Raw genomic sequence first — 25,686 nt, 5'->3', positions numbered from 1 at the left:
GGCTGCGTCCTCGTCCACAACGCTCAGGGTCACGGCCAGCTTTGCCGCGCCCAGCACCGGCTTTGTCATCTCCTGCCGGTAGGCATCGCTTACCTGCTGCATCAGATCACCCCGCAATCGATAACGTTCACGCTTGCATCCCGCAGGAAGGCCGGTTCTCCCGTTCCCGGGTCGATGATTTCCGGTGACACCTTCACATCGGAGATGTACATCATACGGGTCAGCCAGCGCCCCGTGTTGAAGTTAAAATAGTGGCAGTAGAAGGTGAAGTGATTGTCCTCAAACCAGCGGTTCATCTCCCACCAGAGTGCACAGGAGATGGTGCTCCATCCCATCTCCTGCTTGTCCAGGCTGCGGCCGATCATCCGGCCCACCATAGTACCCTGGGCGTTGCGCGCCGAATCCACCAGACGGCTGGTGGTAAACGGTGCTTTGCCCTGATCCGGGTAAGGGACCGCGATGCTATGGTTCTCCCTGCTGGTCTCCGGACTGGTGCCTAGGTACAAAAAACCGGTGGCTTCCTTCAAATTAATAGGCATTTGCGAACGCACCTCCGATCTTTGCGCCCCGGTTGGCTTCGATCTTCGCCATAGCGCGGTACAGTACTTGGCCGTCCAGCTTGACCTCAATAGGCTGGCTGGCGGTAAGCTCCTGTGCGCCGCCCAGCTGGGATAGTGCTGCAATAACAGCCTGGGTGATGGTTTCCAGCGGTGCCTCCACGTTGGTTCCTCGCCGCTGGTCACCCACCACAGCCAGAAACGGATTGTTGGCCGGAAGAACCGCGCCCTTGGCCAGTTTCGGGATCTGTGGAGGATCGAACTTCGCAAAGTTGAATCCGATAGTTTCGCCACCAATTTCCTGCACCCAGTCAGGCACTGTGAAACTGAGCGCATTGATTTTATCGATAATCGCGTTCACACCCAGCGCCACCGCGCGCAGCACAGCATTGATCATATCAATCACCGTATTCACCGCGCCTTTTAGCACTCCCACAATGCCATCCCAGACACCACCGAAGATGTCCTTGATACCATTCCAGGCCTTTTCCCAGTCCCCGGTGAAAACACCAGTCACAAATTCACAAAGGCCTTTCAGAATGCGAATCACTGCGCTTACAGTATCGCTGATCCTCGCAAAAGCCGTGGCAAATGCATCCACCACGAACTTAATCGCTTCGGAAAGAATCGGCGCGAAGATATCCACCATCTGTTGAACCCACGGGAAAATATATTCGTTCCATATTGCCAAGACCATCTCGGCAAAAGCTCCAAAGAACTCCATCAGATTGTCCCACAAGGGCTTCAAGTGTTCACTCCACAACCAGTCAATCTGCTGCATGATTTCTTCGAGCACAGGCTTTACCAGGTTGTAGTAGACATCGGAGAGGATATCTCTTACAGACTGGAATCCCAAAGCAAGGCCATCCAGAATCGGCTGGCCATATACATCCCATGCCCCTTTGATGCCGGTAAACATATCCTGGATGACCTGCTGCAGAAAACCAAACAACGGCATTAGGAAGGAATTGATCAAATCTCCAATGAGATTACACGCCCATTGGAACTGCAAAGCGAACTGCTCCATGATCAGACTGCCGACGTCCGCGAATATCGGCGCAAATGTCTCTGAAAAAGCATTCGTCACGCTGGGGATAAAATCTCCCAGAATGTACTCACCCAGCGGGCGCAGAGCAGTATCCCACAATTCCAGCGCGCTCCCTTGGATAATGCCCCAGGAACTTTTTGCCGCTCGGGACAGCTGATCGAAGGCCTTACTCCAAGCGGCGATGCTGGGCGCAAAGAGTTGCCCGATCTGTGCGATTAACTGCTTAATTTTTTCCAGAATCGGCGGTACTTCCTGTGCTTCGTCCACCGCTGCTTCAGGTACAAGGTTTGCCACACCTCCTGTACCACCACTGGCGGACGATCCGCCAGAACCAGCTGAGCCGGTATCCTGCTGCAGCACGTTCAGTTCGTCGATGCTCGCGGTCGCGGTCTTGGCTGCTTTGGCTGCCGCTTTGGTGCCGTCGGCCAGCTCTTGCTCACCCGCTGCCGCGGCTCCTGCGCTGGATGCGATTCCAGCATTTGCTCCCTCAATGGCCGCGCCAGTTTCCTGGATCTGCTTCTGCGCGCCTCCAAAAATGGACGTAATCACCGCATTGAATGCGTTGGCCATATTGATGAGGGCGGCCACAATGGTATTGAGCATTTTGACCACCGGCAGAAGCACCGTAGTAAGAGCCTGACCGATGATGCTCATAAACTGCTGCCACTGCATGGACAGAATACGAGTCTGGTTGGCCCAGCTGTCCTGCGTACGCAGGAAGTCGCCTTGAGCCAGCTTCAGCGAATTCATCACAAAACTGTATTGCAGTGCAACTCGCTCGGCCTGGCTCATAGCCTGGATATTGCTGTTCATCCCGTTGGCCATAGCATACTGCTGCAGGTTTGCCTGCGTCATGACCACGCCCAGGTCCTTCAATGCCTCAGTTTCACCGGTGAAGATGCTCCGCAGCTTGTACGCCGCATCCTCCTGACTGAGGTTGAAGAAGCTGGCCACATCGCCGGACAAGCCAGTCAGAGCGATGGCCATATCGCTGGCAGCCTCATCTGCAACGCCCATGCCCTTTGCCATGGCCATATAGGTGCTGCCGGTCTTTTTGGCCGCTAGCTCACTCATGCCGAAGCTGGTGATCGCAGTGTCGGCGAACTCCTCCATCTTGTAGGCCATGCCTCCGAAGGAAACATCTACAACGTTTTGCACCTCGGCCACATCGCTGCCCAGCTGGATACAGGCAGCACCAAACTGCACTAATTGATAGGCACCAAAAGCCAAACCAAGAGTGCCCATAATTCTTCCTACAACAGCATTTAACCCGCCTAATGCACCCACAACCGACTGCGTAGCCCCGCCCATGTTCTTGCGAATTGCATCTCCAGACCTTTTCGCACTTCGATTGGTGGTTCTTTCTATTTCGGACCAGGCTTTTTTGAGAGCCTCGGACTGGCTCATGCCAGCTTTACGGTATTCGGCAGCCAGCTGCATCGCAGTTTTTTTGGCGCTCTGCTCTACTTTTTTGCCATCCTTTTCAATACCTTCATTGTCCAGCGCCGTACTGATTGTTACCTTACCGTCTGCCAATTACATCGCCTCACTCTCCCAACAGTTTTTTCAGGCGCTCCTGCTCGGCCAGCTCTTCCGCAGTGTAGCGGGGCCGCAGGTCTACCTCTGCTTTGTGCTGCTGGTAATACTCCTTTTCCCAGCCTTCCAGCTTTTTGCCCCGGCGCCGCTTGTCCCGGATGCTCACCACTGTGGACAGCTGACCCTCGCCGATGGCCCCGAACCAGGCAAGGAAGGTCCACCAGTGCACGAAGGGCAGGGCCCGGATCTCGCACCCGGCCACCTTGTTCACATCTGCCACAATCATTCCTTGATCCTGCTCCCAGTCGATCAAACGGGGGCCAGATGGGCTGGTATCTTCCACGCCGCCCGCGATGAAGATCATCATCTGGCGGGCCGCCTCTTCCTGGTCCTTCTGGGGGATGCTGTCCCAATCCTCAAAAAACAGTTTCAGAGCCACGAAATACCGCACCCGCTCATCCTCATCCGGATTGTTCAGCCAGCGGATGACCTCCAGCACATCCCGGAAGTCGGCATTTATGGCATATTGTCGGCCCTGAACCTCCAGTGCTTCCGGCAGGCTCCAGCGGTCCATTATTTATGGCCGGCCGCACGCCGGGCTTTACGGTTCGCCTGAGCCTTCGCCACGGCTGCGTTTGCCTTATCCGAGTAGAAGCGGCTGGCACCCTCCTGAACAATGGGCCGCAGCGCATCCAACAGGTTGGTTACCACACGCTCGCCGTTGTCGGCCACCGCCATAAGGTTCACACCGCCCAACAGCTGGTCAAAGTCGTTTTCCTGGCCGAATGCCTCCTGCAGAGCGGCTTTAGTCTTCCGATCAGCTTCCGCCAACAGCGAAAGAGCTGCAACGCCGTTATCCTCTTTCGGGAGCTGGCCGGCCAGCTCCACCAGCTCATTTTCCACGACCTGGACCTTTTCCAGCATCTCCGTAAACCGGTTATACACATTGGGATCACTGGGATTGAAACGCAGCACACCGCTGCCGTTGATTTCGAACTCCTGTACACCGGTGTCGATGCTCAATTTCTGTTTTGCCATACTGACCTCCTATACAAAGTGACCCGGCCGGTGACACGCTTTCCGGCCGGGTGTATGCTTACTCTTCTTCGCCCACAGTGAAGGTTTTGGTATCCACCTTAAAATGACCCTTCACAGGCTTTCCGCTGTAATGCAGGTTGAAGGGGATCTGGTAACCGGTGGAATCGCCGCCGTAGCTGCTCACCTCGATTACCGCATCGTCCTTTACCGCAGGATAGCCTTTTTCCGGATCTGCCTCCTCCCACAGATGCACCTCCACCACAGTGGTATTGCAATCATCCAGAATCTTGCACTCATCAATGATGCCCTGCAGCCGAGCAAAAAGAGGATCATCTTTCTCCGCGTAGTAAGGCTCTACGCTGCCGCTCTTCTCATAGCTGGTCAGCATGATGCTGCTTTCGCCCAGGATGTTCTGCTTTTTCTCCACGTTGGCGCTCAGCTCAGGGCTGTATTCCTCCAGATCCTTGCCCAGCCGCACATAGTTGGGGCTGCCCTCCCGTGCGCCCGGGAGTGCCGCATCGATATAGTGGGCCATATACTTTCGTTCGATTTTTGCCATCAGATCACCTCATACTTTTCTTTGAATTCCGCGCTCAAAGCCACGATGTAGAGCCCAACTCCATCCTGGTCAGTGTCGTACAGTTCGCCGTTCTGTGCCTTGATGCGCTCCTGTTGTTGATCGATATTGCCAAAGGTAGGGGCCCTGTGCGTAATGCTCTGCTGCTGGACCCAGCGCTGGAAATCCAGCACCCAGTCAGCATTATAGGCCGCGCCCGCACCATCCCCAGGGCTTTTCGCCACCGCAATATACAAGCCGAAGTTATACTGGTTGCTCACAGTCACATTGCCAAGGATATCCTCATTGCGGCTGATCTCCACCAGCCCACCCGGCCGCAGGCTTTTGCTGCCCGGGATGCTGTCCAGATAGTCCACCAGCATGTTGGCGGCCAGATCATACCCGGGATAGGTCCCCAGCCACTCCCGCAGCCGGTCCAGATCGCTTTTCTGATCCATCGTTTAGCCCCCCTTTTGTTTGATATACCGCTGCAAATCCGCGGCCATCGCAGGTCCTTCGGCCGTGGAAAGTGCGCGATCCCAGAAGGGGCCTGCTTTCGGATTTTTGGTTTTGGTGTAGTCCAGCGGACGATTCACCACATGTTTGGTTTCCCCCTTGCGTGCCCAGGGGCTTCCGGTCACATCGCTGACCATAAGCTTACCGTTGAAGAGAAATCGTGCGGAAGGTGTATCCGTGACAATCAAGGGCTTTCGGATATTGGTCTGCGCCGCCGTCACCTTGATGGTCATACCGCTCTGATACGGCATGTACTTCACAATGCGCCGCAGCACGTTCTGGGTGTGAAACACCTGCACATCACCGCTGGAATCAAGCCCTTTGTCCTTCAGAATCTGCTGGACACTGTGCATCTCCAGATATGCCACTGTCCCGTCCGGAAGTCGGAAAAGCCTCTTTTTGTTTGCCACATCAACCACCCGCCTCGATATGGCAAACTGCCCCGCGCCAGTATTTCACATCCACGTCCTTGACCACAACCAGCCCCGGCACACTGGCCGGGATAAATTTCCCCCAGTCCGTCAGATCAGAAATCTCCGGGCCATCGCCCAGAAACACCTTGTCCCCGGCCGCCAAAGAAAACACTGGTTGGTCTGTGCCAAGAGGCTGCGCCGCTGCCACATCCACCCACACCGGACGGCCGTCCCACCCGGACGGAAGAACAAGCAGGAAACTGTTTGCCTCCTGCCTGCCGATTTTGTCCACGGTTTGCACCTTCTTGGCGTCAAAAAATGCACCGCGAAACAGTGTTCGGGTGCATTGAAAGCCATTTTTCAAATCTGCATGGTATAGCGTGACGATCTGGTTGCACAGACTGTAATCCACCGGCGGGCCGGGTCTTACACGCAGCATGTCAAATTCCCCCTTTTGGGCCACGGAAAATATCCAGATACAGGCCGGCGCAGCGGAAGAGCTCACGGCTTTGGGCTGCCGGATTCAGGTCCGGCTGCGCACCTTGCGCCCGGCTGCTGCTCACGCTGCCAACGCTCACGCTGGCCGCCGCACCGCCGTTTCGCGCCCAGTCGAAATAATACAGCGCATCGATCATGGCACACAGGGCCATCTGTTCGCTGTTTTCGGCCGTGGGCGTTACAGAATAGATGCGCTTGTAGCGTTCCAGATGAGCCGAAGCGTCTCGGGCATACGCCCGGAACTCTCCTTCCGGCACACTGTCACCGCCATATACATCCCGGTAAAACGCAAATTCAACCACCGCGCCACACCTCCTTAACCCGCAGCAGGCGGGGTAAGCGTCCCCTCGACCGTTTGCGTGGTCTCATTCGTCAGGGTAATGGTCAAGGTCAGCTTATTGCTGCCATCGATGCTGCCAGTGATGGTCTTGATGCCAACACCAGGATCGCCTTTGGGACCCGGGTCCCCCTGTGGACCAGCGGGGCCTTCCGCCCCACTGGCTTCATCAACCAGCGCAAGCACGCGGTTGAAATTCTCTGCAATCTCAACCTCGCTGCGAGGGTCCAGCAGTCGCTCGTCGATTTTACGCATCATTCTGCACCTTCTTCTTGGATCCCCTCGAGGCCGGACTCTCTGCAGCGGAGATATCCGCAGCGGGGATGTCCGCAACGTTGGTATCCACAGCGGGCTTCTCTGTCTCCTGCTTCTTTTCGGCCGGTTTCTTGGGTACCAGGTAGCCTACAATTCTGCCCATATGCGCACCTCCATCAACCAGCGGATTTGTGGCTTGCGTACACGCCAGCCAGCTTGTTCTTGTAGACATCGGCAATACCCACGTTGCGGTAGCCGTACTTGTAGGCATCCGCATCCTGATTCTGCTCAGGAGTTACGATCTTGGGAGCCACATGCTTCTCGAACTGGATCAGGGCCGGCTTGTGGATGACCATGAAGTTCAGATCGGCACCGCCGGAAGAAGCCTTAGTATAACCGCCGGCTTCCTGCCCGCCGGTGTGGCCGTCCTTCTGATCGATGGCAGTGTAGAAGCGAGTCTGGGGGACCAGAGTCTTGGTGGTGAAGCGAGCCAGAATCTCCCGGCTCTTGGTGGTGTCCAGATCGGCGATCATGCCGTCCAGGGTGGGGGTGATGAAGAGATGGCGGTCCTCCATGGGCACCTCCGCCTCATCCATGGCGGTGGTAGCCACCCGCAGAGCAGCCAGAACGGCAGCACCATCGTTCAGGGTTTCTTCCTTCTTGGTGATACCGCTCTTGCCGCAGTAACTGGCGAAGCGGAAGGCGTCCAGCTCAGGCACCACCTTGGTGCGGATGAACTCGCTGGCCAAACGGCCGAAGGCAAGACCAGCGGTTTCCTCGTTGTCCATGGTGTCCACGGTGAACATGCGACCACGGTCAAAGTTGCACTTCACAGTCTCGTTGGTCATGGTCACATCGCCGGACACATAACCGCTATTGCGGTCGTAGTCGCCCAAGCCCTGCATATCCAGCATGGGGATGATCAGCTCGTTGGCGTTGGCACCCTGCTGTACCAGATTGGAATCGCCATCCAGCTTGGCGGTCAGGGAGGCATTTTTGTATACCTCGTCCAGAATGGGGATGTACTTTTTCGCCAGTTCAATAGTGTTTGCCATATTTTCTTACCTCTCTTTCAAAAAATCACTTGTTTTCGACCGGCGGCAGGCCAAACGCCGCACGCAGCGCAGCGTCCGAATCGCCGCCGGCAGGACTCCCGCCGGTACCGCCAGCATAGGGCGGGGGCGGGTTGCCGGTATCGAACAGGTAATCACTGTCCTTGGCCAGCTGCTCCAGCGCGGCGGAAATGTCCTTGTCCGGGTCCTTGCTGGCCCGCAGGGCATCCACATCCAGCAGCGCCTTGATGGCCTTTGCATTGCGGCCCTTGGCCTTACCAATGGCGGAATCCAGCTGCGCATCGAAGCGTACAGCCTCCACCTGTGCCGCCGCATCCTTCGCAGCCTGCTCGGCTTTCTGCTTCCAGTCGGCAGCTTCCCGGCGCACCGCTTCGATATCCATGCTCTCGAAGGTCTGGATCTTCTTGTTTGCCTCAGTCAGCTGCCCCTTCAGGGTCTTGTTCTCGGTGTTCTTGGCGTCAAAATCCACCTTGGCCACAAAGGCCTTGCCGATTTCGGCGCTTACCTTTTTGTCGATCTCCTCGGTGTAGCTATCACCCAGGATCTCCTTCAGCCATTCCAACATAGGGTCTCCTTCCTTGATTCCGCTGTCCTTTTTGTGGGGCCAGTCCCCCTACTGCGGTGCCCTGCTTATAGTCCCCCGGGCCGGGGGTATTTTGAGTATAAAAATAGCCCGCCCCGGCCTCATGCGGCCGGATGCAGGCATAGAAAAAGGCCCGCCGCCCAAGTGGGCGGTGAGCCTTAAATGATATTTCAACTTTGCAAAAGCGTTGAAAAGCCTGATTTTTGAAATCGAATTCCACTTTTTCGTTATCAAAAGTTGAATTTCAGTCAATAATCCCGGAACGGACAAGAGATGCAGATTTCTTTCCAATCAGACTTTGCCTTAAAACGAGCAGGAATATATTCCTCTTTGACATCCTGGTTTTCCATACAATCTACCGGTTCAATCCAATCATCCACCAAAGGACACTTTACATATTCTGCAACTCCATTCGAATCCGGCTTGTACTCAACGTTACCCAAGAAGGCCATTTGCTTTCAACTCCTTTATCAGCGCCTGCATATTCTCATCGAACTCTTCGGCAGAATAAGCAGTTCGGATAAAATTCTCCGCCGTGTTTACATAAGCCGCACCGCGCTCACTGAAGTACCTCTCAAACTTTCCGCCCCAAACAGTGACGGAAACAGCAGCATCCTGAATATATTGTTTGGCTTCGAGCTCGCTGACATGGTGACATCTCTTCTGGTTCACATGGGCATCATCGAATCCCAACGATTCCACGTCAATGGGCGTTGGCGTCAAATGAATCTGTGCAGACTTCGGCAGATTTCCGGCGGAGCGTAGCTTTTCTATCAGTATAGCACGTTCCCGCTCTTTTGTGTAGGATCTTGCCGCAGCCCTCGCTTTCCCAGCCTGCCGGCGGCTCCACCCTACAACCTCCAGCCGTTCTGCCCTGCTCTTGAACCCCATGGCCTTATTGAATCGGGCATACTCCTGATTCAGTCGGGCCAGCTTGATCCGGTCGGTGAGCAGCTGCGACTCATCCCCGGCCGCTTCGCTCATCAGCACACGCTGCTTCTGGGTGCGGATATTCCGCTCGATACGGTTTTGGTACTGGGTAGCCTCGTAGCCGGTCATATGCCGGCCCTCGTAAGTAACGCCCCGGGCATTGTCCTGCCGGAAGGCTTCCAGCTCCGCATCTGTATACTGCGGGCTGTTTATCCCAAGCAAGATGGGGAAAGCCACATGGCCGCAGTTCAGCGTACCGATGCGCCGCGCGAGGTTGCCATTCAGACGCTGGAACTCTGCATCACTGTACTGTTGGCCCTGGATCGGCTCGTGGTCCGGGGCGCTGTTGGCGTGGGCACTGATCTCCCAGCCGTTGCAGCCCAGCACATCATGGTTCTGTTGGGTAACCTGCTCCACCAGCAGACCCATGCCGCCCATCAGGTTTCGCCGTACAGCTGCTCCCAGTTCTGTGCTGATGCCGCTGGCATAGTCGATGGTCACAATACCGCGCCCGGCCAGCTTGCGGGTTGCCTGTCTGGCCGCCTCGCTGGCGCTGGTGGCGCCTGTGGCCACCAGCTTGAATGCCTCGTCCATGCACTCCCGATACACGCCCTGCAACGGCAGAGGCTTACCTGTGGCGGGAGAAACCATTCCCATGGTCTGAGTAATATTCTCCAGCTGCTCCCCGGCCAGCTTTACAGCAGCCTCAGTCAGCTGCAGCAGACTCCCGGCATCTGCTTCGGTGGCCCATACCCCTACACGAGCATAATCATCCTTTTGCGCAAATTCTGCAGCGCTCGAAAGCAGCTGCTCAGCCTGCTTTTTGGTAATCCTCAGCTGGGCTTTCAGGTATTTCTCCAAGTCTTTCCGGGACAGCCCCAGCGCCTCGGCCCGATATGCCTCATAGGCAGCAGTGCTGGTCATCTTACCGGCTTCCAGGACCCGCTCAACGATGTCCTTCAGCAGCCACTCGATAACCGGCTGCGCGATCTCCTCCGCCGCTGCCTGATAACCTGCAATCTGTTCCGGGGTCAGAGCCACGGCCTACACCCCCCTTATTCCAGCATGGAGTCCAGCTCAGGCATGTATTTCTCGCGCACCTTCTGTAGATCACCAGCAGTCTCCCAGGGCAGGCCGTATTTCCAAGCCAAAGCGATTTCCGGTTTGAGCATTCCTGCGCTCACCAGCTGCATGGTCTCGGCCCATTCTTTGTCCTTGTCATACAGAACGCCGTTGCCCCAGTCAATGCACACCGCCCTTTCCGGGTCCGGTTCGAAAGCGCCGGGGACTCGGTACAGTTTGCCCAGTTTGCCACACAGCACCACTGTGCGCCGCACAGCTGATTCCCACATCTGCTGCAGATCCTGAATGGTAAGACTGTAGTCGCCCTGGCTGCTGGTTACCTCGGTGGCAGTGCGCTGGGCAGCCTCCACCTCGCCCAGAATGCCCCGCTTTAAGCCGATCAGGCTCTCAACGTTGCGCAGGTATTCCCGCTTGCGGGCCAGAAAACTCTCCTGCCGCAGGGCAGGGGCAAACACAGTGACGCCGGTGTTGGCGATATCATCGTCGATGCCCACGAAGAGGCCGGGCGGCAGCACCGGGCGGCCGTTCTTACGCTTGTCCAGCAGATCCGCCGATGCGAACACCCGGCTCTCGCCGTGGTCGAACTCCCGGCTGAGCTGTCTCTCGTTTCGGTTGATGTTATGAATCAGCCCCGTTGCCGCAGCATAAACGCTCACCGGATCTGCGCTGCCATCCACACAGTTCTCCAAGGGCACCTTAAGGCCCACGAGACCGATGCCGCCAACATCGCCTACCACCGCCACCGGTTCCAACGCGGCATATTGCGGCAGAGCGGTAAGCCCTACCTGAGTACCAATACTCTGGCCATCCCAGCTGCAAAAGAGTTTATTCTCAATCACCAGCTGGCCTGCTTCATCCAGGCTGCGTCGTTCCAACAGCGTGTAGAATTTGCCGTTTTCCGTGGTCAGCTCAGCGCTGCCCAGTGCGGTGACCTCGCCGTCCGGTCCCCGGCCCAACACCGTGACCATATCCCGACGCATTACAGTGAAGGAAAAATCGGTAGGACCCGGCACCGGTTTCAGCCATGCCTCGCCGCCGATCATGGCCAGCTGCATCGCCTTTTTGCGCACCGATTCCAGACTATCCAGCACACCAATCACAAATGGCTGCTTTTCGCTGGCCGCTGCTTCGTATTCCGCAAAGCACGTTCGGCTCAGCTTGCTCACCACCGTGTAGGGCAGCCGCTGGCAAGGGTCCTCCTCGTCAGTCACATCCCGGTCGAAATAGAGGCGGAACCAATCCTCGATAGCCGTTCTCATGGCAGCAGAGGTGCAATCCTTAGCCCCCGGATAAGCCTGCTCAAAATGATAGACCTTGTTATTCAAAAGCGCTCCAAAGAAGCTCACCGGCTCACCCCCTCGCCCTGGTTGTAGATAATCACACGGCGCTGACGCCGCAGTCCATCCTGCATCCCTTCGATGTAGCTTTCCAGCCGCTGGTTTTCCTGCTGCAGCTCCACCAACTGCCGCACCAGCCTCTGGTTTTCTTCCATCAGCTGCCGGCGCGCCCACTCAGGCAGGAAACGCAGCCTAAGCCAGGTGTAAAATCTCTTGATCATGCGCCCCTCCTCTTCCATATCCGGCTCATCGCGTAGCGCACCGCATCGATGTGGTGGTTATCCACATCCGGGTAACCTTCCAGCACCTCGCCGGTCTTCTTATCCTTCTCATATTCATACTCGCTGAATTCCTTGGCAGTATCCGGGCAGCGGGCCGGATCGATGCGGATCTCCGCAAGGCTCTGCAGCCACTTCATGCCCGCCTTCACGCTGCCCGGGCCTTTTTCTGCTCCCCGGCAGGGCAGGCCCAGTGCGCGATAATCACCACAGCTCTTTTCCTCCGCGGAATCTGCTGTCAGATACTCTTCACGGCCATCCTCCTGACACACGCCCTTATCCAACAGGATTTGGGCCGTATCTGCGTTTGAAGTGCGTCGGCGAGTAGATTCATCCCAGATATACAAAACCTTTCTGGCGGCGTCGTAGCCGCAGCTATTAAAGGCCCAAGGGTCCGGGTACCAGCCCCAGTCGACGCCATGGTAGCGCCGCTCCATCCGGGCAATCTCCTCATCAGTGATGGCCGTTAGATTCAGATTTTCAAAGACCTGCGTTCCGCTGCCCACCACCTCGCCCAGATACTCGTGGCGATATGCGGTTTCGTTTGTGGCCTGCAGGTGCTCGGCATCCGCCAAGAAGCGAGGCCCCAGCCAGTGGGGCGGAACGCTGCGGTAATCCGACCGGTAGACCAGCTTCCCTGGACGCTGCTCCAGCGCATATCGGTTGGCCCAGTTACGGGCCATTGCCGGAGGGTTGAAGCTCTTGATTGCAAAAGAAAAAGAGCCGCCGCGAAAAAGCGACTGCTCCACATTGCGGATCTCCTCCGGTCCATCGTACTGATCCAGCTCCTCGAACCAGACCAGACCGATATAACCGAAGGTCATCTTGACGGATTTGATTTTTCCCGGATCATCCAGACCGAAGAAGTTGATCTGCTGCCCGGTCTTCTTGTAGATGGCCCTCATTGGGCTTACCGTAAGCTCGAACTGAGAACTCAACCCCAGTTCTGATATCGCCCAGGAAATCTGTGCAAACACGCTGTTGCGCAGGGTATTGGCCACTTTGCGCAGCACCACCGCATGACAATCCGGATGCCGCAAAAGCAGAAGAATCAGCTCTACGCTGGCAAAACTGCTCTTTGTGCTGCCGCGTCCACCCGGAAGAACCACTTCGTTGACACCGCCCTGTCTGATAGCCCGGTGAACATCGTACAGCCCCGGGCTGATGATCTTACTCAGGGATGTCGTCAATAATGGTCACTCCTTCTGTGCTTGTCTGTTCCGGTTTATCATCCCAACCAAAATTGCAGCGCAAGGAAAACTGTGCGCCACGGGATCCGTCACGATCATAGAGTCTCCCTTCGGCATATTCTTCGCAACGGCTCTTCGCGCGCAGTATCGTGTTACAAAACGCCTTGCGTCCCTGGTAATCCAACAGCTGCTTACGCCCAGTAAAACCCAGCGCCAGAGCCAAACCGGTCACTGTTGGCGGCTTTGCATCCACCATAATAGGCACCCCTTTGATCAGCATAGGACTGCCATCTTCATTAAGCAACGGTCGACCCTCGCAAGCCTTAAAGTATTCGTCTATGGCGGACTGTAGCTCGTCCACCGTTTTGTATTTTAGTGGCCGTGCCACACACCGCCCTCCTCTCTGTAAAAAATCCCCAAACCCACCCGCCGGCGTCTCCTATGCCGGCCACTCGTTCCGATCGGACCCTCGTGCGGGCCAGATTGGCATAAAAACACCCCGGCCAGGTCGTTCCCGGTCGGGGTATTGTGTTTGGCAGACTACTCGGCCCGCGGCCTGCCAGCGCGGGTAAAGGAGGGTACGTGGCTCATCATGCCCAGAGCCGTTATCGATCAGCGCATCGTGCGCTTTTCGATGGTCTTATGATAGCACGGAAAGCCATCTGCAATCCACCTCAATCCACCTCATTTTACGCGCGATTTTAAAGCCTCTAAGGCCACTCTGTGTACACGCATAGCAGAATCCACATATTTCTTGTCGTCGTCATCATACACACGCAGCGCAACCTCTCTCCAGGAAAGCATTCTGCAGTGCTCCCCATCCATATACCGCAGCCGCAGCACCTCGCGCTCCAGAGGGTCAGGCAGAGCGGCCACGGCCGCCTCAATCTCTGCCATCTCCCGGCGATTCGCATCCACCAGCGGTCCGATCTGCTCCTCGTACTCCATGTAGGCCTCGATAGCCCGGGCCATTCTCTCCCCACTGGAGCCGGTGCGCTTGGAGCCGTCAGGGTCCCTCTGAGCAGGCATTTCAGCGTTGCTCTTCATTCTGGCCAGCCGCTCCAGCCGGTTCTCGTTCTCTTTTTTCAGGCTTATGTAGCGGGCCAGCCGCTCCTTTGTCACCGGCTCCATGGGGTCCTCCTTATCCTATTTTCAAAATCTCGCTCGGAAAGAAGCATTCGAGATAGCTCCCACCCGCGACCGTGAAACGTACCAGTGCCCAGCATCCTTTCGGGTCCACGGCCTCAAGAACGCCTTTGTCGGGGATCCTGGGCCGCCAGTCGTCCCGATAGCAGGGCGTGAAACGGTGGACCAGCACCTCGCGGCCGAGCGTCAGGTTTCTGACATCACGGAAGCCGTTCTCCGGCAGTCTTTTGCGTACTTTCATCCGGATCATCTCCCATCGCTTGATTTTTATCGCTTGTCGCTTGTTCCTGCAACCATTCCTCAAAGCCCTGGATCACTTCCAGCTGCTCTATTGCCGCCCGAATCAGGGCGCAACCCTTGATACCGCAGTTGTCCTCGTGCTGGCAACCCATGCAGGCCAGACTGCCGGTCTGCACTTTCAGGTGGTTGAGTTCATGGATTAAGCATGCTCTATTCACGGTCCACCTCCTCGCCAATCAGCAACCGCCGACCTTGGTACAATTCGTAGGCCGTGTTCCCCTGTCCATCCAGCATGTAGGGCAGCATGATTTCATCCATGGCTACCATCTCTGTCTCCAGGATCGCCATCTGCGCTATCACCCAGTCTCGCAGAATGCGCCAAGCAATGCGCTCAGCCTGGGCGCTGTCCACTCGAACCTTTTGCCTTGCAAGTACCGCTGTCACCTTGTCTGTATTGCTGGGGAGCCTGAACCCCCTCGGACCTGCTGGGGTCTCGATCATAAATGCGATGAACACAGAATCATAATCTTGCTGAATCTTGGTAGCCCCATGCGCTGCCAGCGCCCCTACGATCTCGGCCACGCTCTGGAGCGCCGGCACCTTAGTGGTATAGTTCTTTATTGGCACGTTTCTTCCCCCCTTTCAACCGATTCATCAGGGCGCTGCGCTCAAAATCATACATTGCCTTCACCTCTCATTTCAGCGCCACAGTTTGGGCAAAACTTTGCACCCGAAAACATGCGCACCGACTTTACTCTGTTGCAAGGTAAATTGTTGTTTTTGTTTTTGCACTCGCTGCAAACATACCCCCCGATCCCCCAATCGGTTGCGTTTTCATCGTACACCCACTTTCCGCGCACCACTTCACGCACATCGGCAGCTGGAGCAGCCCAAAGCGGGCATTTATCCTTGTCGCACTTGTCGCGGGAGCAGCGGCAAATACTTTTGCAGTAGTTTTCACGGTCGATATAATCAGCCATCACCGCACCCCCATGAATTTACTCATAAAACACTCTCTGTACGACTGGTTTTCATCAGCCGGCATTTCCCCGGCTACAGGCCACTCCAGGCGCTTCCCGCAGTGGCTGCAATGATTCTCCATAGGCCGAACCACAGCGTTGCATATTGGGCAGCGCCATGCCCGACCACCATATTTTGTCTGAGCAGGAATCTGCTTTTCCATATCATCTGCTGCCCAAGACAATGCCGTCCGGCCGAAACTTCCTTCCGGCAGGACTTCGCTCATTGCTCTCAGGCGATCAATGACGGATTCTCTGGATACGGCCGTTACCCTCTGCCATTCGGTCATTATTTTCACCTACCTTTTCCTTTCCATGGTGGGTTATGGCGAGTTGAAGGCAAAATAGAAAAGTCCCTATAGGGAGAGAAAAAATATAATATAGAAAACTTTTCCCAAACGGTCCAAACCCACCATAACCCACCATAATCGCATTTTTCACATCCGCATCTGTTCACAGTCCCGCTGCTTTTTGGGAATCTCCGGAACACCTGTAACCCAGGCGAGATATTTCCGGCCATCCTCGGTCAATGCGATGTCTTTGTACTCTGCGAAGCGCATGGTTTGGCGTTTCTCATACAGCTTGCTTACCTCCCGACCGAATTTGGTACTGTTCATCGGGTACCGCTCGCCGTTTTCGTCACACCACTTCTGATAGATCCGATAAAAGATTCCCGCCTGCAGACTTCGCCCAGCGGCATCATAAACACAGTCCTCCAAAAACATGGTAAGCCGATCCTGCTCAGTACGGTATTCCTTGGTTGCATCCAGGACGGCCTGGCACCTGGGCAATCCTCTGCGCTTGCCGTTTTCGCTATTTACAAGCCACATGCGCAGCCCTTCCAGTGCCCAATTGAGAATCCCCGGCATTTCTGCCCGGAGCTTCTCAGGCAGCTGTAAATCCTGTTTATCCTCTGGAATATTTTGTGTAAATGGAACAAGCCGGATGCGCCGCCAGATACCGGTATCGGTTCCCTTGATTTTCGGCTTGTGATTCGTGGCCATTATTATTTTAAATTCCGGCCGGAACTCAAATTCTTTGCCATAAAGGAACCGAGCGGTAATAGTATCTCCGCCGGTGAGCTGCTTCACAAGGCTTTCGTCCAAGCTGGCACCTTCCTCGCTTTCGGAGACCGTCACGAGCCGTGCACCTTTCAGCCGGGCAATGTCACTTCGGGCGCCGCCAGAATGTTTTTGGCTGGTTATGGTTTCACTTTGAGTATTCATTGCATAGGTGCCAAACATTTCACTGATGGCATCCAAAAAAGTACTCTTGCCATTGCTTCCATCCCCGAAGAGAAAAAATAAACATTGCTCACGAACCGAGCCACTCAACATATATCCCACCATCACCTGCAGGTATTGTGCCAAGCTGTCATCTCCACCGGTAACACTGCGGATAAATGCTCGCCAGACCGGACAATCCGCTGATTCATCATAGCTGACCCCAGCCATCCGGGTGATATATCTCCCCCGATCATGCTCGATCAGACGCTGCCGTGACAGATCCACGATGCCATTTTCCACATTCAGCAGACCGCGATTCCGATCCAACTGACCCGGCAGGACTGGGACGCCGGGCAGGTGCTGCGACTCTTTGATGAGTGCTTCTTTTGCACGGCTGGACCGGCTTTTTGCAATATGTTTGCGCATAGCTTCTGCATTCCCCATATCATGGGTGCCAAACAGGGAACGCTCCATATCATCCAGCATCTTGTCACATAGAAGCTTGACTTGCATGGTATCATCCTTCGCCCAGATCCGCCCATTCCAGATCAGCCAGCATCGGTCAATAGGGTTGTACCTCACCCGATCGCCATAAAGATCAGCAAAGCGCCTGGCGTTTCCTGTATCGTCCAGGCTGTATACCTTCTTTCCTGGAGCAGGGGCCGATTGCACCGGCATCTCCCTCTTTGCAAAGAAGGTCTGAGCATCCTCAAAGGTTCCCATAGCCGGCCTCGGCTCATACACATCCTGACAATCTTCCACGGCCCGATCCACCGTGATCTGGCCATACGTCTTTCCACCTCGCTTCTCATCCCATTTCGGCCGGAACAGACCGGATGCCCGAAATACCGCATCCATCCGGCTTTTGTCGCAGCCAAACCAAAAGGCCAGCAAATTGCATAGTCCAAGATCCGCCTCCGATTGGCTGGCGTAATATCCTTCCCAGTGGCCAGCCATCAGTGCTTGGAATCTTTCCCCGTCTTTGCTCGTTTTTGCTTTTTGCAGAATCTCCTGATCATCCAGTTGAACTACCGGCCGGGTAGGGGGTGTTGTTACCTGCGCTTTTTCCCGGGCCATATATTTTTTATGTACCCGGGCTGCTTCCTCGGTGCGGTGCTGAAGCTCGCATTGCTCGCCCACCTGCTCCCCCGTTACCGTAAAATATCGGTATCGAGAATACATTTCCAGTCCCAAGGCGGACACTTTACAGGCCCCATCCGGCTTTTCCCCACGCCAAAGGATGTGGATACCAGTGCCACTTGGACTCTTTTCGGTGTAGCTGTCCATTTCAGCCATTACATCCTGGGCCAGCTGGCTGATTTCTCCTGTATTTGGGTCAATACAGTGGTCAATGTCAATGCCGCTGAAACCATCGCCCAGCATAAATCCCAGGCCCCGGCAGCCGAGACGAGTTACCGCCTCGGCTGCCTGCTCATAACTGGCCCATGTTCCCGGATTATTTGACATTGCATTGCCACCGGTCACCGGGTTGATGGGATTCTTTTGCGCGTCATAACAGACCCACCGGCGCGCCTGACGTATGCTTTCTGGTATTCTCCGCTGCTCCATTGGCGGGTCCTCCTGTTTTCCAAATTAGTTGAAGGGCAGATCTTCTTCCTCAATGACGGTAAAGCCATCCGAATCCACCGGGCCGGTTTGTGCCGAAGCATTGCGCGCACGGGTATAGTCTGCCAGATTTCCCATGCCGATGAACTTGTCCAGATACGCATTCTGATATTCCGCATTGTTCTTTCGACTGGTGACAAGCCGCAGCGTCACCATCCGGCCACTGAACATGGGCAGGCTTTTGGGCAAAGCCGAGAGCCGTGTCAGATTGATCCCTAATTTCTCAAGAAAGGACTTAAAGTAACCCAGGCTTTCAGGGCTGATATTCTGCCCGTCGAAAATCAAGCGGCCCGCATACTGGCCATCCGTGACAACATAGCTGCACAGCAGCCGCAGACCGTTTTTCCCTTCTTTGAGACTGGCTTCCTTCAGGATCGCATTGTAGCGGCCATCCGGCAGGTGACCACTATCCTGAGGAGTAGCACTCTCATACGCAACGTCCATATTTCCCAACATCGATTCAAAATCCATACTGTTCATCATGCTTTGATCTCCTTTTCAATTTGTGCTTGCAGGTCTTGGTAAACCCGTTTTCTGGCATTGTACTGGGCACGGCATTGGGGAACTTTGTAATCCACAAAGTCATACACTACCGCATCCGCCTTATCTGGCGCCGGACGCATAATGCGGCCCACGCTTTGTTGTATGGTCACCCGATCACGGACGGAGCTGACCAGAAAGAGCCGGTCCGCCCTCGGGATGTCCAATCCTTCCTTGGCCAGCTGATAGGTGGCCAGCAAACAGTGCGCACGCCCCTCCCTCATATTCCGGATCGCTGCTGTTCGATGGTCTTTTCTGGTTCCACCGCAAATGTACTCACTGGGCAGTCCTGCCTTATCCAGGGCCACCTGGAGCTTCTCCAGAATTTCCAGGCTTTGTGCCAGGCAAATACAGCTGTGCCCGGCACGTAATTCCCTGGTCAGATACCGAAGGACAACCGATCGCCGATCTTCATCTTTGCCGATATACTTCAGCAGCCGGCTTGGATCAATTCGCGTTTCTTTTGGGGCGGGATGATACGTAAAGTCGGTGTAGACTGGCTGCACCATCGGGATAACCGTATTTCCCCCTTCTTTCAGCTCTTCCGGGTCTACTGCGGCAATCCTCTCGCCCAGCACCTGAAATATGGTGTCCTCCAGACCATCGCCCCGGTGGTCGCTGGCTGTCAGGCCATAGCGGTATTTTGCCGGCAGACCCGACAGCACCCGAGTGAACATGCTTGCTTTCTGGGGATTATTTACCACCCGATGGCACTCATCCACGATCACTGTTCCAAATATCATAGCCAGTTCGTCCAGCTCCATGTGGTACAGGGTCTGAACCGTTGCCACGGTAAGGTGGCTTCCAATCCGTCGCTCACCACCGGCCAACACCCCCAATTCCCCAGGCTGCAGACCAAGACGATCACGCGCTCGCTCCACCGTTTGATCCAGCAGATCCCTTGTGTGGGTGATCCACAGAGCAGGCTGCCGGCGCATTGCCACCAAGTATAGGCCCATTTCTGTTTTTCCACTCCCGCAAGGAGCCAAAATCACCCCCTGTGGAATAGCATTTGCCAGCACAGTGCTGCACACTTTTTCCTGATATCCCCGCAACTGAATACTGCATCGCGGGAAATCCACCGGTTCCCCAGTGTGAGTGCGATCCTGACAAACAGTGCCTTTCGGCCTACGGCCCCAGAGCCGCATGATCATTCCTCTGGGCAAGAGCAGCTCATTGTTCTGCACCTCAAACAGCAAAATGTTTTTCTGAATTCCGTACAGGGGCCGCCCCATGCGCAGGGCATTCAGATAGTCCGGATTGGGCACTGTCAGCTCCCTCGTAACCTGGCTATACAGATCCGGTGGCATGTCCGTTATGTGGAGCTGTCCATCCATTACAATCATCATGGGTGCATCACCTCCCATACGTCTGCCAGATCTTCCGGGTAGGCCATCGGATCAATGCTTCCTCGAATTCCACCCAGAATATCATTTCGGACAGAATACCACGGAACGAAGGCCCGCCGCTGATCGCTGTCCCTGTAGATGGCCACCAGCGCCATCCCGCCGGCATCCTCATAGCGGGTCAGGTGTTCTCGCTCATTCTGTGTGAACGCACTATAGCCCAGCTTGCCCCGCTCGATTCGCTTGCACTCGATGGCCAGTCCCTGACCTTGGATCATGGCAGAAATGTCGTACGGCTGCCCAGCCCAGTTTTTGGGTAAACCGCAGGCCCATCCTTGGGGCATTTGATTCAGCTCTTCCAGCAGATCGTTTTCCCACTCTGCGCCCCGCCTCCGGCGGCGCTGCTGTAGAGCATTTTTCTCAATTTTGCGCCGGTTCGCCGGAATCATTGCGTTCCGCCTCCTCCCTTTTGCGGCGGGCATAGGCAATGCGGGTGCAATGCTCACACAGCTGCCTGCCAAACTCTTCCTTGGTTACCTGGGCACGTCTTTCCGCGGTGGCTTTTGGACTGTCCATGATCCGCTGGCCACAGTCCTCACAGTAATACCGCTTCGGCGGGTCCTGCCCCTGATCCAGCCACCCGATCAAACGCTCTCCCAGCTCCGGCGTAATCACTTGTCCAAACTGATCCAGGAATGTCACGTCCTTGCTGGCAGTGGCAGTGTGGTCTCTTCCGATGTTCAGCACGATGTCGAACTCATACTCCATGTCATCCCTCTGGACCGGAGCAAGGCCCAGCTTAACCGGCTGCTGTTTCCCGCGATCATTGGTTTCCAGCGCGTACTCGGTTTTGACCCGCAGAGTCGCAATGGTGTGGCAGGGCACCGACAGGATGGTGTTCACCAGGCTATTCTGCAGCTGGCCTGCCTCATTCCAGGCCGTGTAGCTGTTCTTTCCCCTCTGAGCGGCCACCTGCTCTTTGTAATCCAGTACACCCCCCTCATTGTTCCATGCAGGACTAAGGCTGTCGATGATAACCACCCCCTGCGGCCCAACTGCCTGGGCTGCCGCCTGCACATACATTTTGTAGCGTTCCACGCTGTACGGCGGGTCCAGCGTTGCATGCAGAAAAGATCCCGTAGGATACGGCAGATCACTGCGCTCTGCATACAGGCGGGCACGTTCTCTCTCTGTATCGATCAGCGCCACACGGCTCCAATCACCAGTGATGCCATAGGCGATGTACAGAGCTCCCAGCGTTTTGCCTCCACCGCTCACGCCCGCCAGTGCCATGCGCAGCTTTGCTTTTTGCCGGTGAGCCGGCTTAAATAAACTTTGCATCTCATTCATAATAGTACTTTTCCCTCATTTCCCAGGAACAACTGTGCCCAATTGATTTCAGGAGTTCCGCCCGGCCCTGACTCACTGCCGGATCCAGATCCGGCCCTTCGATCAACAAACCGAACCACTGAAGTTCCAGCATCAGTTTCCCGATCATTTTGGAGATGGTGTTCAATTGATACACCACGCGGTTCTTATCAACCGGATTCCCCGATTTCAGCTCATGGAGCAAATCCTCAAATACGGACAGATTCCATATCAACATAGTGCCTCGGACGATACAGAAGTCTTCTATCTCTGTCGGCGAGTATACCTGCATACCCTGCTGCAGCACATCCCGTTCTTGTGCAGTCAGCACTTAGATCACCTCCAGAAATCGAACTGGGCCAGATGCTCCAGCTCTTCCGTCTGCATTACGTGCCTCGGAGCGATTAAAAATCGGACGCCTGTCTCGCTGTCCTTCCACATGGCAAAGCGGCCATCCTCTTCACAGAGACCCATATTCAATTCGGTTCCAATGATCTGCAGCTGATCCACTGCAAAAAGTTCGATCCTGCCGTCTCTGCGCTGGAACGCTGCATAGCCATCCACCTGCAGGTTCGTTGGCCGCATATCCATTTGGGAGCGCCAGTACGCATCTCGCAAAGGATATGCTTTTTCAAGATCCGGCCAGGTATCAGCTGTCAGCCGCTCTGCTTCGCGATCTTTCACCAGAAGCCATCCCTGACCGATTACCGGAAGTGCCCGAAGCCACTCTGTGATGAGACCCAGCACCGGTCCCGGTGCGGCCGACATTGGGATCAACAGCAGCCAATAACCACTGCTGATGCCCAGATAATCCTGAACGGCCCACTCCTGCCGCCAGATTTTCAAGCCACCTCCTTTATATGCGGTTTTCATTTCCCGAACCAGTTTTTTTGCGTTAATCAAAAGGTGTCGCCTCCTCTTCTTCATAGCTGGGATTTGCAGATGCTGCCAGCAGTGTGGCTAATTCATTCACAGTATCCCACAAGGTGTTTGCACATCGCGCTTTTACTTGGGGAGCCATTGCAGCCGCAGCCATAAAAAAGGACCTTTGTACTGTGGTAACGCTGGCCGCCAGATTGGTTGTCAGCTCCGCTGCATCCTCTTCCGCCATCTCAGGCATTCTGATGCGTTCCACCACCGTCGCTTCTATGGTCTGCGGCCGGCCGGTTTCCAGCTCCCGGATACGCTTATCCTTTTCGGCCGCATCTTCTTCAGCTGCCCGGGCGCGACGCTCGGCCTCCTCGGCCCGCTGCTCCGCGGCGGTAACCTGGTAAATATACGCTCCCTGCTTGTCCAGAAGGGCGTTTTTTTGTGCGTTCGCCTCTTCGTACTGGCAGTGATAAGTATTGGCAGCCTTGTGGGCATCCTCGGACCTCTTCTTGAAATCCTCTGCCTCACGCTCCGCCTTCTCTCGGGCCTCGCGCTCTGCTTTCAGCTTGGCCTCCAGCTCCTTGAACTGCTTATGTGTAGTGATGTCGCCATCCTTCACGGCCTGCACCAGCTCGGCGGGGGCCGAAGGTTTGGCGGCGGCATAGAGCAGCTTGACAGGCGCATCGGCCAGCGCCTCCTGCTCTTCCGGAGTGCTGCCGTCCATAAGAGCCTGCACCTGCAAAAGCCGGTATGCGGTATCTTTGCCCACGCCGATGCTGGCGCACCAGGCGCGGAAGGTGTTTTCACTGTGCTGGTTGTTCTGCTTGTCGCACCGTGCGACGAGCTCCCGGTGAGCCTCCGTCACGACCTCCATCAGGTCCAGCACATACCGCTGCTTCGCTTCCATAGCCCGGCGAGCCAGGTTTTGCAGCCGTTCGGCAGTTTCAGCATCCAGTCCGGAATAATCAAAAGCCTGGGCGGAGGGGGCATCCGCTGCAATATCCTGTGCGGGTGCGTTTTGCGGGAGTGCAGATTGCGCATGGAGAGATTCCAGCGCCGCGCCACTTGCAGCCGCCGGGGTGGTCCGTGTTTCCTCGTCCGGGCCCTCGCACATCCGGGCAGCACTCTCGTCCAACGTCGCAGCAGCAGCCGCACTCGGGGCATTTTCTTTCTGGCATTGAACATCCTCCTTCGGTCGATAATCCCTGCAGGCATCGCCAGCGGGACCCGTAATCTCGCAGTCACCGACTTCCCTCGGGTTCTCCCAGCAATGGGATGCGCAACCCTCATTTCCGCAGGTCGCGCACTGACAATCGCGGCACACGTCCGGCAAATTGGACGAAGCAGCTACTTTGTTTGTGGCATCGACCACTTCTGCGTTGGTCTTTGCAGCAGACACCGCCATCATACTGGCCAAATCCGACGGTTTCGGGGCGGCCACAGTTTCCTCTGCCGCAGCAGTGGCAGCAGCCGAAGAGGTAGGGACATTTGTGTCCTCACCTGCCTCCGAAGAAGCGCAGGGCGAATCGATAAGGTTTTCCTTATTGGCAGCCTTGGGATTGCACTGGAGCAAAGCTTCGATGCAGCGAGAAGGCACCTCATAATCATCGAGCTGGTGGAAGTCGGAAGTCTGAGCCAAAAAGTGCTCTCGCTCAAAATTCCATCTCTTGGGGCGTTCCTCTTGGTAGAGGTCCTCGGCGAACTGGCTGAGCAGCCACCTCTGTATATGGCTATCCCAAAACCAAAACGAGCCCTTGTAATATGCATACAGGCGGCCGGTGGCCTCATGTTTGCTGATGATGTAATCCATGTTCTCTTTCCTTTCCTGAGCCTTCGCCTTGCCCGCCTCGATGGCGGCCAGGATATGGGCTTTTTCCTCTTCGGGGTTTTTATCCAGCCGGTGCCCGTCTGGACCAAAGAAGCGTTCGATCAGAGCAGCCTTCGCGGCCATGCCCTTCTTGTTCTGCATCGGGTAAACGGACATGCCATAAAGCCCGCCGATAAACTCGGTGGCGCGGATCTTGCTGCGGTCAAAGCTGCAGCTGATTTCCTTGTCGGGAAATTGCTTGGCTGCCCAAGCGGTCACCCGGTCCAGGAAGTCATAATCCAGGCTGTAGATGTGCAGCACACATTTATCTTCGCCGCCGCCCTGGTAGTAGGTGGCATAGTCCAAGGACGGTGACATCCTGCATTCGTAGCCTTTGACATCGGTCACCATAGCGTGGCGGGCGGCGTCCCACTGGGTAGGCCCCCAGGGCAGCAGGTACGGGCAGCCTCTGCATCCGGCGGTGTCGCGGTTTCCGGTGTTGTCGGCGTTGGTGCTCTTGCGCACTCGACGCCCGCATTTGCAGATGTAGATAGTGGCCATATCAGCAGGCCTCCTCCCATGCGTCATGCTCTTCCAGCAGCCCAAGTACCCGGCCGACGTCTTCCTCATGGATGCTACAAGGATTCATCTGGTAATCGTGGCGGGTCACGATCACGGTCCCGTACAGGTGTTCACCGGTCGCCCGGCAGAAATAATAGCCCTCTCCAGCGAAGCACTCCTGTATCTCTTCGTCCACGAAGGCGAAGAACAGGCCCGCCGGGTCAATGCTCATGGCATACGGAGCCCCGGCCAGTTCAGCCTGTACGCCGTTGCTCAGCTCCACAATCTCCGGGTCCATCCCCGGGGTCAATTTAATTGCATACATACTCAATCCCTCCATTGATGAATCAGTTCACGGCTCACCAGAGCCACAAGCAATACGAAAAGCGCAAACACTGTCAGCGCAGGGGCTTTGTGGTAAAGCCACTCGATGCCTCCACACCCCAGCCACACGACCGCACCGAAAGCGGCGACCTGAGCTGTGCCGATCAGGGTTTGCAAAATCCATGCCAAGCATGTTACAATGGGGGTGCTCTTCGAGGCACCCCGCAAGGGGTTTCTGGCGTCCAGCTGCTGCAACAGCTGGGCGCTTTCTTTTTCTCATATAAAGAACCACAAGCTATGCTTGTGGGCGAATCTAGCACGAGCGTCGAACAGAAAAAATGCCCGTTTTAACTAAAGGAACATCAGACAACAAAGAAGAGCGTAA

Annotated in this window: 34 protein-coding genes; all 34 read right to left on the bottom strand. The window is 55.8% G+C overall.

Annotated features, from left to right (window positions below):
• Positions 1 to 101 precede the first annotated feature (101 nt).
• Positions 102 to 539, bottom strand: a complete 438-nt coding sequence (locus B5G03_RS16315; protein ID WP_242962512.1) for a hypothetical protein — start codon at positions 537 to 539, stop codon at positions 102 to 104.
• Positions 529 to 3,141, bottom strand: a complete 2,613-nt coding sequence (locus tag B5G03_RS16310; protein WP_087182730.1) for a phage tail protein — start codon at positions 3,139 to 3,141, stop codon at positions 529 to 531. The genes B5G03_RS16315 and B5G03_RS16310 overlap by 11 nt, the downstream gene beginning before the upstream one ends.
• Positions 3,142 to 3,151: 10 nt before the next feature.
• Positions 3,152 to 3,715 (bottom strand): Gp15 family bacteriophage protein, encoded by a 564-nt coding sequence (locus B5G03_RS16305; protein WP_087182729.1) that lies wholly within the window; start codon positions 3,713 to 3,715, stop codon positions 3,152 to 3,154.
• Positions 3,715 to 4,179, bottom strand: a complete 465-nt coding sequence (locus B5G03_RS16300; protein ID WP_087182728.1) for a hypothetical protein — start codon at positions 4,177 to 4,179, stop codon at positions 3,715 to 3,717. The genes B5G03_RS16305 and B5G03_RS16300 overlap by 1 nt, the downstream gene beginning before the upstream one ends.
• Positions 4,180 to 4,237: 58 nt before the next feature.
• The gene (locus tag B5G03_RS16295; protein ID WP_087182727.1) at positions 4,238 to 4,738 is read right to left on the bottom strand and encodes a hypothetical protein; all 501 of its coding nucleotides are present in this window, start codon (positions 4,736 to 4,738) and stop codon (positions 4,238 to 4,240) included.
• Positions 4,738 to 5,193, bottom strand: a complete 456-nt coding sequence (locus B5G03_RS16290; RefSeq protein WP_087182726.1) for a hypothetical protein — start codon at positions 5,191 to 5,193, stop codon at positions 4,738 to 4,740. The genes B5G03_RS16295 and B5G03_RS16290 overlap by 1 nt, the downstream gene beginning before the upstream one ends.
• Positions 5,194 to 5,196: 3 nt before the next feature.
• On the bottom strand, positions 5,197 to 5,661 hold the full coding sequence (locus tag B5G03_RS16285) for a minor capsid protein (RefSeq protein ID WP_140401733.1): 465 nt from the start codon (positions 5,659 to 5,661) through the stop codon (positions 5,197 to 5,199).
• Between the two features lies 1 nt (position 5,662).
• Positions 5,663 to 6,103 (bottom strand): hypothetical protein, encoded by a 441-nt coding sequence (locus B5G03_RS16280; protein WP_087182724.1) that lies wholly within the window; start codon positions 6,101 to 6,103, stop codon positions 5,663 to 5,665.
• A gap of 1 nt (position 6,104) precedes the next feature.
• Positions 6,105 to 6,464, bottom strand: a complete 360-nt coding sequence (locus tag B5G03_RS16275; protein ID WP_087182723.1) for a head-tail connector protein — start codon at positions 6,462 to 6,464, stop codon at positions 6,105 to 6,107.
• A 14-nt stretch (positions 6,465 to 6,478) separates the two neighbouring features.
• Positions 6,479 to 6,757, bottom strand: coding sequence for a hypothetical protein (locus B5G03_RS17660; protein ID WP_206423646.1), 279 nt, complete (start codon positions 6,755 to 6,757; stop codon positions 6,479 to 6,481).
• On the bottom strand, positions 6,747 to 6,917 hold the full coding sequence (locus tag B5G03_RS17475; RefSeq protein ID WP_162613445.1) for a hypothetical protein: 171 nt from the start codon (positions 6,915 to 6,917) through the stop codon (positions 6,747 to 6,749). The genes B5G03_RS17660 and B5G03_RS17475 overlap by 11 nt, the downstream gene beginning before the upstream one ends.
• A 13-nt stretch (positions 6,918 to 6,930) precedes the next feature.
• Positions 6,931 to 7,809 carry a hypothetical protein gene (locus tag B5G03_RS16265; RefSeq protein WP_087182721.1) on the bottom strand — a complete coding sequence of 293 codons (879 nt, stop codon included), beginning with the start codon at positions 7,807 to 7,809 and terminating at the stop codon, positions 6,931 to 6,933.
• Between the two features lie 25 nt (positions 7,810 to 7,834).
• On the bottom strand, positions 7,835 to 8,392 hold the full coding sequence (locus B5G03_RS16260) for a phage scaffolding protein (protein ID WP_087182720.1): 558 nt from the start codon (positions 8,390 to 8,392) through the stop codon (positions 7,835 to 7,837).
• Positions 8,393 to 8,658: 266 nt separating this feature from the next.
• Positions 8,659 to 8,862 carry a hypothetical protein gene (locus tag B5G03_RS16255; protein WP_087182719.1) on the bottom strand — a complete coding sequence of 68 codons (204 nt, stop codon included), beginning with the start codon at positions 8,860 to 8,862 and terminating at the stop codon, positions 8,659 to 8,661.
• On the bottom strand, positions 8,846 to 10,381 hold the full coding sequence (locus tag B5G03_RS16250) for a phage minor capsid protein (protein WP_087182718.1): 1,536 nt from the start codon (positions 10,379 to 10,381) through the stop codon (positions 8,846 to 8,848). Before B5G03_RS16250 ends, B5G03_RS16255 begins: the two co-directional genes overlap by 17 nt.
• 14 nt (positions 10,382 to 10,395) lie before the next feature.
• On the bottom strand, positions 10,396 to 11,769 hold the full coding sequence (locus B5G03_RS16245) for a hypothetical protein (RefSeq protein WP_087182717.1): 1,374 nt from the start codon (positions 11,767 to 11,769) through the stop codon (positions 10,396 to 10,398).
• Positions 11,766 to 11,981 carry a hypothetical protein gene (locus tag B5G03_RS16240; RefSeq protein ID WP_087182716.1) on the bottom strand — a complete coding sequence of 72 codons (216 nt, stop codon included), beginning with the start codon at positions 11,979 to 11,981 and terminating at the stop codon, positions 11,766 to 11,768. The genes B5G03_RS16245 and B5G03_RS16240 overlap by 4 nt, the downstream gene beginning before the upstream one ends.
• Complete coding sequence (locus B5G03_RS16235) at positions 11,978 to 13,228, bottom strand: PBSX family phage terminase large subunit (RefSeq protein ID WP_087182715.1); 1,251 nt, start codon at positions 13,226 to 13,228, stop codon at positions 11,978 to 11,980. The genes B5G03_RS16240 and B5G03_RS16235 overlap by 4 nt, the downstream gene beginning before the upstream one ends.
• A complete protein-coding gene (locus B5G03_RS16230) occupies positions 13,209 to 13,616 on the bottom strand; it encodes a terminase small subunit (RefSeq protein ID WP_087182714.1) in 408 nt (135 codons plus the stop codon). The genes B5G03_RS16235 and B5G03_RS16230 overlap by 20 nt, the downstream gene beginning before the upstream one ends.
• 296 nt (positions 13,617 to 13,912) lie before the next feature.
• On the bottom strand, positions 13,913 to 14,359 hold the full coding sequence (locus B5G03_RS16225) for a hypothetical protein (protein ID WP_087182713.1): 447 nt from the start codon (positions 14,357 to 14,359) through the stop codon (positions 13,913 to 13,915).
• A gap of 10 nt (positions 14,360 to 14,369) precedes the next feature.
• Positions 14,370 to 14,615 (bottom strand): hypothetical protein, encoded by a 246-nt coding sequence (locus B5G03_RS17215; RefSeq protein ID WP_140401732.1) that lies wholly within the window; start codon positions 14,613 to 14,615, stop codon positions 14,370 to 14,372.
• The gene (locus tag B5G03_RS16220) at positions 14,575 to 14,832 is read right to left on the bottom strand and encodes a hypothetical protein (RefSeq protein WP_087182712.1); all 258 of its coding nucleotides are present in this window, start codon (positions 14,830 to 14,832) and stop codon (positions 14,575 to 14,577) included. The genes B5G03_RS17215 and B5G03_RS16220 overlap by 41 nt, the downstream gene beginning before the upstream one ends.
• Entirely contained in the window at positions 14,825 to 15,241 is a 417-nt protein-coding gene (locus B5G03_RS16215; RefSeq protein ID WP_087182711.1) for a hypothetical protein, read from the bottom strand. The genes B5G03_RS16220 and B5G03_RS16215 overlap by 8 nt, the downstream gene beginning before the upstream one ends.
• A 47-nt stretch (positions 15,242 to 15,288) precedes the next feature.
• The gene (locus tag B5G03_RS17210) at positions 15,289 to 15,594 is read right to left on the bottom strand and encodes a hypothetical protein (RefSeq protein WP_140401731.1); all 306 of its coding nucleotides are present in this window, start codon (positions 15,592 to 15,594) and stop codon (positions 15,289 to 15,291) included.
• Complete coding sequence (locus B5G03_RS16210) at positions 15,594 to 15,923, bottom strand: zinc ribbon domain-containing protein (RefSeq protein ID WP_140401730.1); 330 nt, start codon at positions 15,921 to 15,923, stop codon at positions 15,594 to 15,596. The genes B5G03_RS17210 and B5G03_RS16210 overlap by 1 nt, the downstream gene beginning before the upstream one ends.
• A 147-nt stretch (positions 15,924 to 16,070) precedes the next feature.
• Positions 16,071 to 18,428, bottom strand: a complete 2,358-nt coding sequence (locus B5G03_RS16205; RefSeq protein WP_087182709.1) for a phage/plasmid primase, P4 family — start codon at positions 18,426 to 18,428, stop codon at positions 16,071 to 16,073.
• 24 nt (positions 18,429 to 18,452) lie between these two features.
• Positions 18,453 to 18,968 carry a hypothetical protein gene (locus B5G03_RS16200; protein WP_087182708.1) on the bottom strand — a complete coding sequence of 172 codons (516 nt, stop codon included), beginning with the start codon at positions 18,966 to 18,968 and terminating at the stop codon, positions 18,453 to 18,455.
• Entirely contained in the window at positions 18,965 to 20,374 is a 1,410-nt protein-coding gene (locus tag B5G03_RS16195; RefSeq protein WP_162613444.1) for a DEAD/DEAH box helicase, read from the bottom strand. The genes B5G03_RS16200 and B5G03_RS16195 overlap by 4 nt, the downstream gene beginning before the upstream one ends.
• Positions 20,371 to 20,820, bottom strand: a complete 450-nt coding sequence (locus B5G03_RS17205; protein ID WP_140401729.1) for a hypothetical protein — start codon at positions 20,818 to 20,820, stop codon at positions 20,371 to 20,373. The genes B5G03_RS16195 and B5G03_RS17205 overlap by 4 nt, the downstream gene beginning before the upstream one ends.
• Positions 20,792 to 21,721 (bottom strand): AAA family ATPase, encoded by a 930-nt coding sequence (locus B5G03_RS16190; RefSeq protein WP_242962510.1) that lies wholly within the window; start codon positions 21,719 to 21,721, stop codon positions 20,792 to 20,794. The genes B5G03_RS17205 and B5G03_RS16190 overlap by 29 nt, the downstream gene beginning before the upstream one ends.
• Positions 21,714 to 22,070 (bottom strand): hypothetical protein, encoded by a 357-nt coding sequence (locus tag B5G03_RS16185; RefSeq protein WP_087182706.1) that lies wholly within the window; start codon positions 22,068 to 22,070, stop codon positions 21,714 to 21,716. Before B5G03_RS16185 ends, B5G03_RS16190 begins: the two co-directional genes overlap by 8 nt.
• A 5-nt stretch (positions 22,071 to 22,075) precedes the next feature.
• On the bottom strand, positions 22,076 to 22,642 hold the full coding sequence (locus B5G03_RS16180; protein ID WP_087182705.1) for a hypothetical protein: 567 nt from the start codon (positions 22,640 to 22,642) through the stop codon (positions 22,076 to 22,078).
• Complete coding sequence (locus B5G03_RS16175; RefSeq protein ID WP_087182704.1) at positions 22,635 to 24,977, bottom strand: hypothetical protein; 2,343 nt, start codon at positions 24,975 to 24,977, stop codon at positions 22,635 to 22,637. The genes B5G03_RS16180 and B5G03_RS16175 overlap by 8 nt, the downstream gene beginning before the upstream one ends.
• A gap of 1 nt (position 24,978) precedes the next feature.
• Positions 24,979 to 25,302 (bottom strand): hypothetical protein, encoded by a 324-nt coding sequence (locus B5G03_RS16170; protein WP_087182703.1) that lies wholly within the window; start codon positions 25,300 to 25,302, stop codon positions 24,979 to 24,981.
• Positions 25,303 to 25,686 lie beyond the last annotated feature (384 nt).

Source organism: Gemmiger sp. An50 (assembly GCF_002161595.1).
Taxonomy (GTDB): domain Bacteria; phylum Bacillota; class Clostridia; order Oscillospirales; family Ruminococcaceae; genus Allofournierella.
Note: the sequence above shows the minus strand (reverse complement) of the source record. Positions and strands in the feature narration are given on the sequence as shown.

What these genes read in the sequence shown, in the direction of transcription:
- B5G03_RS16315 (WP_242962512.1), bottom strand. Translation starts at nt 539, where the DNA reads ATGCCTATTAATTTGAAGGAAGCCACCGGTTTTTTGTACCTAGGCACC.
- B5G03_RS16305 (WP_087182729.1), bottom strand. Translation starts at nt 3,715, where the DNA reads ATGGACCGCTGGAGCCTGCCGGAAGCACTGGAGGTTCAGGGCCGACAA.
- B5G03_RS16300 (WP_087182728.1), bottom strand. Translation starts at nt 4,179, where the DNA reads ATGGCAAAACAGAAATTGAGCATCGACACCGGTGTACAGGAGTTCGAA.
- B5G03_RS16295 (WP_087182727.1), bottom strand. Translation starts at nt 4,738, where the DNA reads ATGGCAAAAATCGAACGAAAGTATATGGCCCACTATATCGATGCGGCA.
- B5G03_RS16290 (WP_087182726.1), bottom strand. Translation starts at nt 5,193, where the DNA reads ATGGATCAGAAAAGCGATCTGGACCGGCTGCGGGAGTGGCTGGGGACC.
- B5G03_RS16280 (WP_087182724.1), bottom strand. Translation starts at nt 6,103, where the DNA reads ATGCTGCGTGTAAGACCCGGCCCGCCGGTGGATTACAGTCTGTGCAAC.
- B5G03_RS17660 (WP_206423646.1), bottom strand. Translation starts at nt 6,757, where the DNA reads ATGATGCGTAAAATCGACGAGCGACTGCTGGACCCTCGCAGCGAGGTT.
- B5G03_RS17475 (WP_162613445.1), bottom strand. Translation starts at nt 6,917, where the DNA reads ATGGGCAGAATTGTAGGCTACCTGGTACCCAAGAAACCGGCCGAAAAG.
- B5G03_RS16265 (WP_087182721.1), bottom strand. Translation starts at nt 7,809, where the DNA reads ATGGCAAACACTATTGAACTGGCGAAAAAGTACATCCCCATTCTGGAC.
- B5G03_RS16260 (WP_087182720.1), bottom strand. Translation starts at nt 8,392, where the DNA reads ATGTTGGAATGGCTGAAGGAGATCCTGGGTGATAGCTACACCGAGGAG.
- B5G03_RS16255 (WP_087182719.1), bottom strand. Translation starts at nt 8,862, where the DNA reads ATGGCCTTCTTGGGTAACGTTGAGTACAAGCCGGATTCGAATGGAGTT.
- B5G03_RS16240 (WP_087182716.1), bottom strand. Translation starts at nt 11,981, where the DNA reads ATGATCAAGAGATTTTACACCTGGCTTAGGCTGCGTTTCCTGCCTGAG.
- B5G03_RS16225 (WP_087182713.1), bottom strand. Translation starts at nt 14,359, where the DNA reads ATGGAGCCGGTGACAAAGGAGCGGCTGGCCCGCTACATAAGCCTGAAA.
- B5G03_RS17215 (WP_140401732.1), bottom strand. Translation starts at nt 14,615, where the DNA reads ATGAAAGTACGCAAAAGACTGCCGGAGAACGGCTTCCGTGATGTCAGA.
- B5G03_RS17210 (WP_140401731.1), bottom strand. Translation starts at nt 15,594, where the DNA reads ATGGCTGATTATATCGACCGTGAAAACTACTGCAAAAGTATTTGCCGC.
- B5G03_RS16210 (WP_140401730.1), bottom strand. Translation starts at nt 15,923, where the DNA reads ATGACCGAATGGCAGAGGGTAACGGCCGTATCCAGAGAATCCGTCATT.
- B5G03_RS16205 (WP_087182709.1), bottom strand. Translation starts at nt 18,428, where the DNA reads ATGGAGCAGCGGAGAATACCAGAAAGCATACGTCAGGCGCGCCGGTGG.
- B5G03_RS16200 (WP_087182708.1), bottom strand. Translation starts at nt 18,968, where the DNA reads ATGATGAACAGTATGGATTTTGAATCGATGTTGGGAAATATGGACGTT.
- B5G03_RS16195 (WP_162613444.1), bottom strand. Translation starts at nt 20,374, where the DNA reads ATGATGATTGTAATGGATGGACAGCTCCACATAACGGACATGCCACCG.
- B5G03_RS17205 (WP_140401729.1), bottom strand. Translation starts at nt 20,820, where the DNA reads ATGATTCCGGCGAACCGGCGCAAAATTGAGAAAAATGCTCTACAGCAG.
- B5G03_RS16190 (WP_242962510.1), bottom strand. Translation starts at nt 21,721, where the DNA reads ATGAATGAGATGCAAAGTTTATTTAAGCCGGCTCACCGGCAAAAAGCA.
- B5G03_RS16175 (WP_087182704.1), bottom strand. Translation starts at nt 24,977, where the DNA reads ATGGCCACTATCTACATCTGCAAATGCGGGCGTCGAGTGCGCAAGAGC.
- B5G03_RS16170 (WP_087182703.1), bottom strand. Translation starts at nt 25,302, where the DNA reads ATGTATGCAATTAAATTGACCCCGGGGATGGACCCGGAGATTGTGGAG.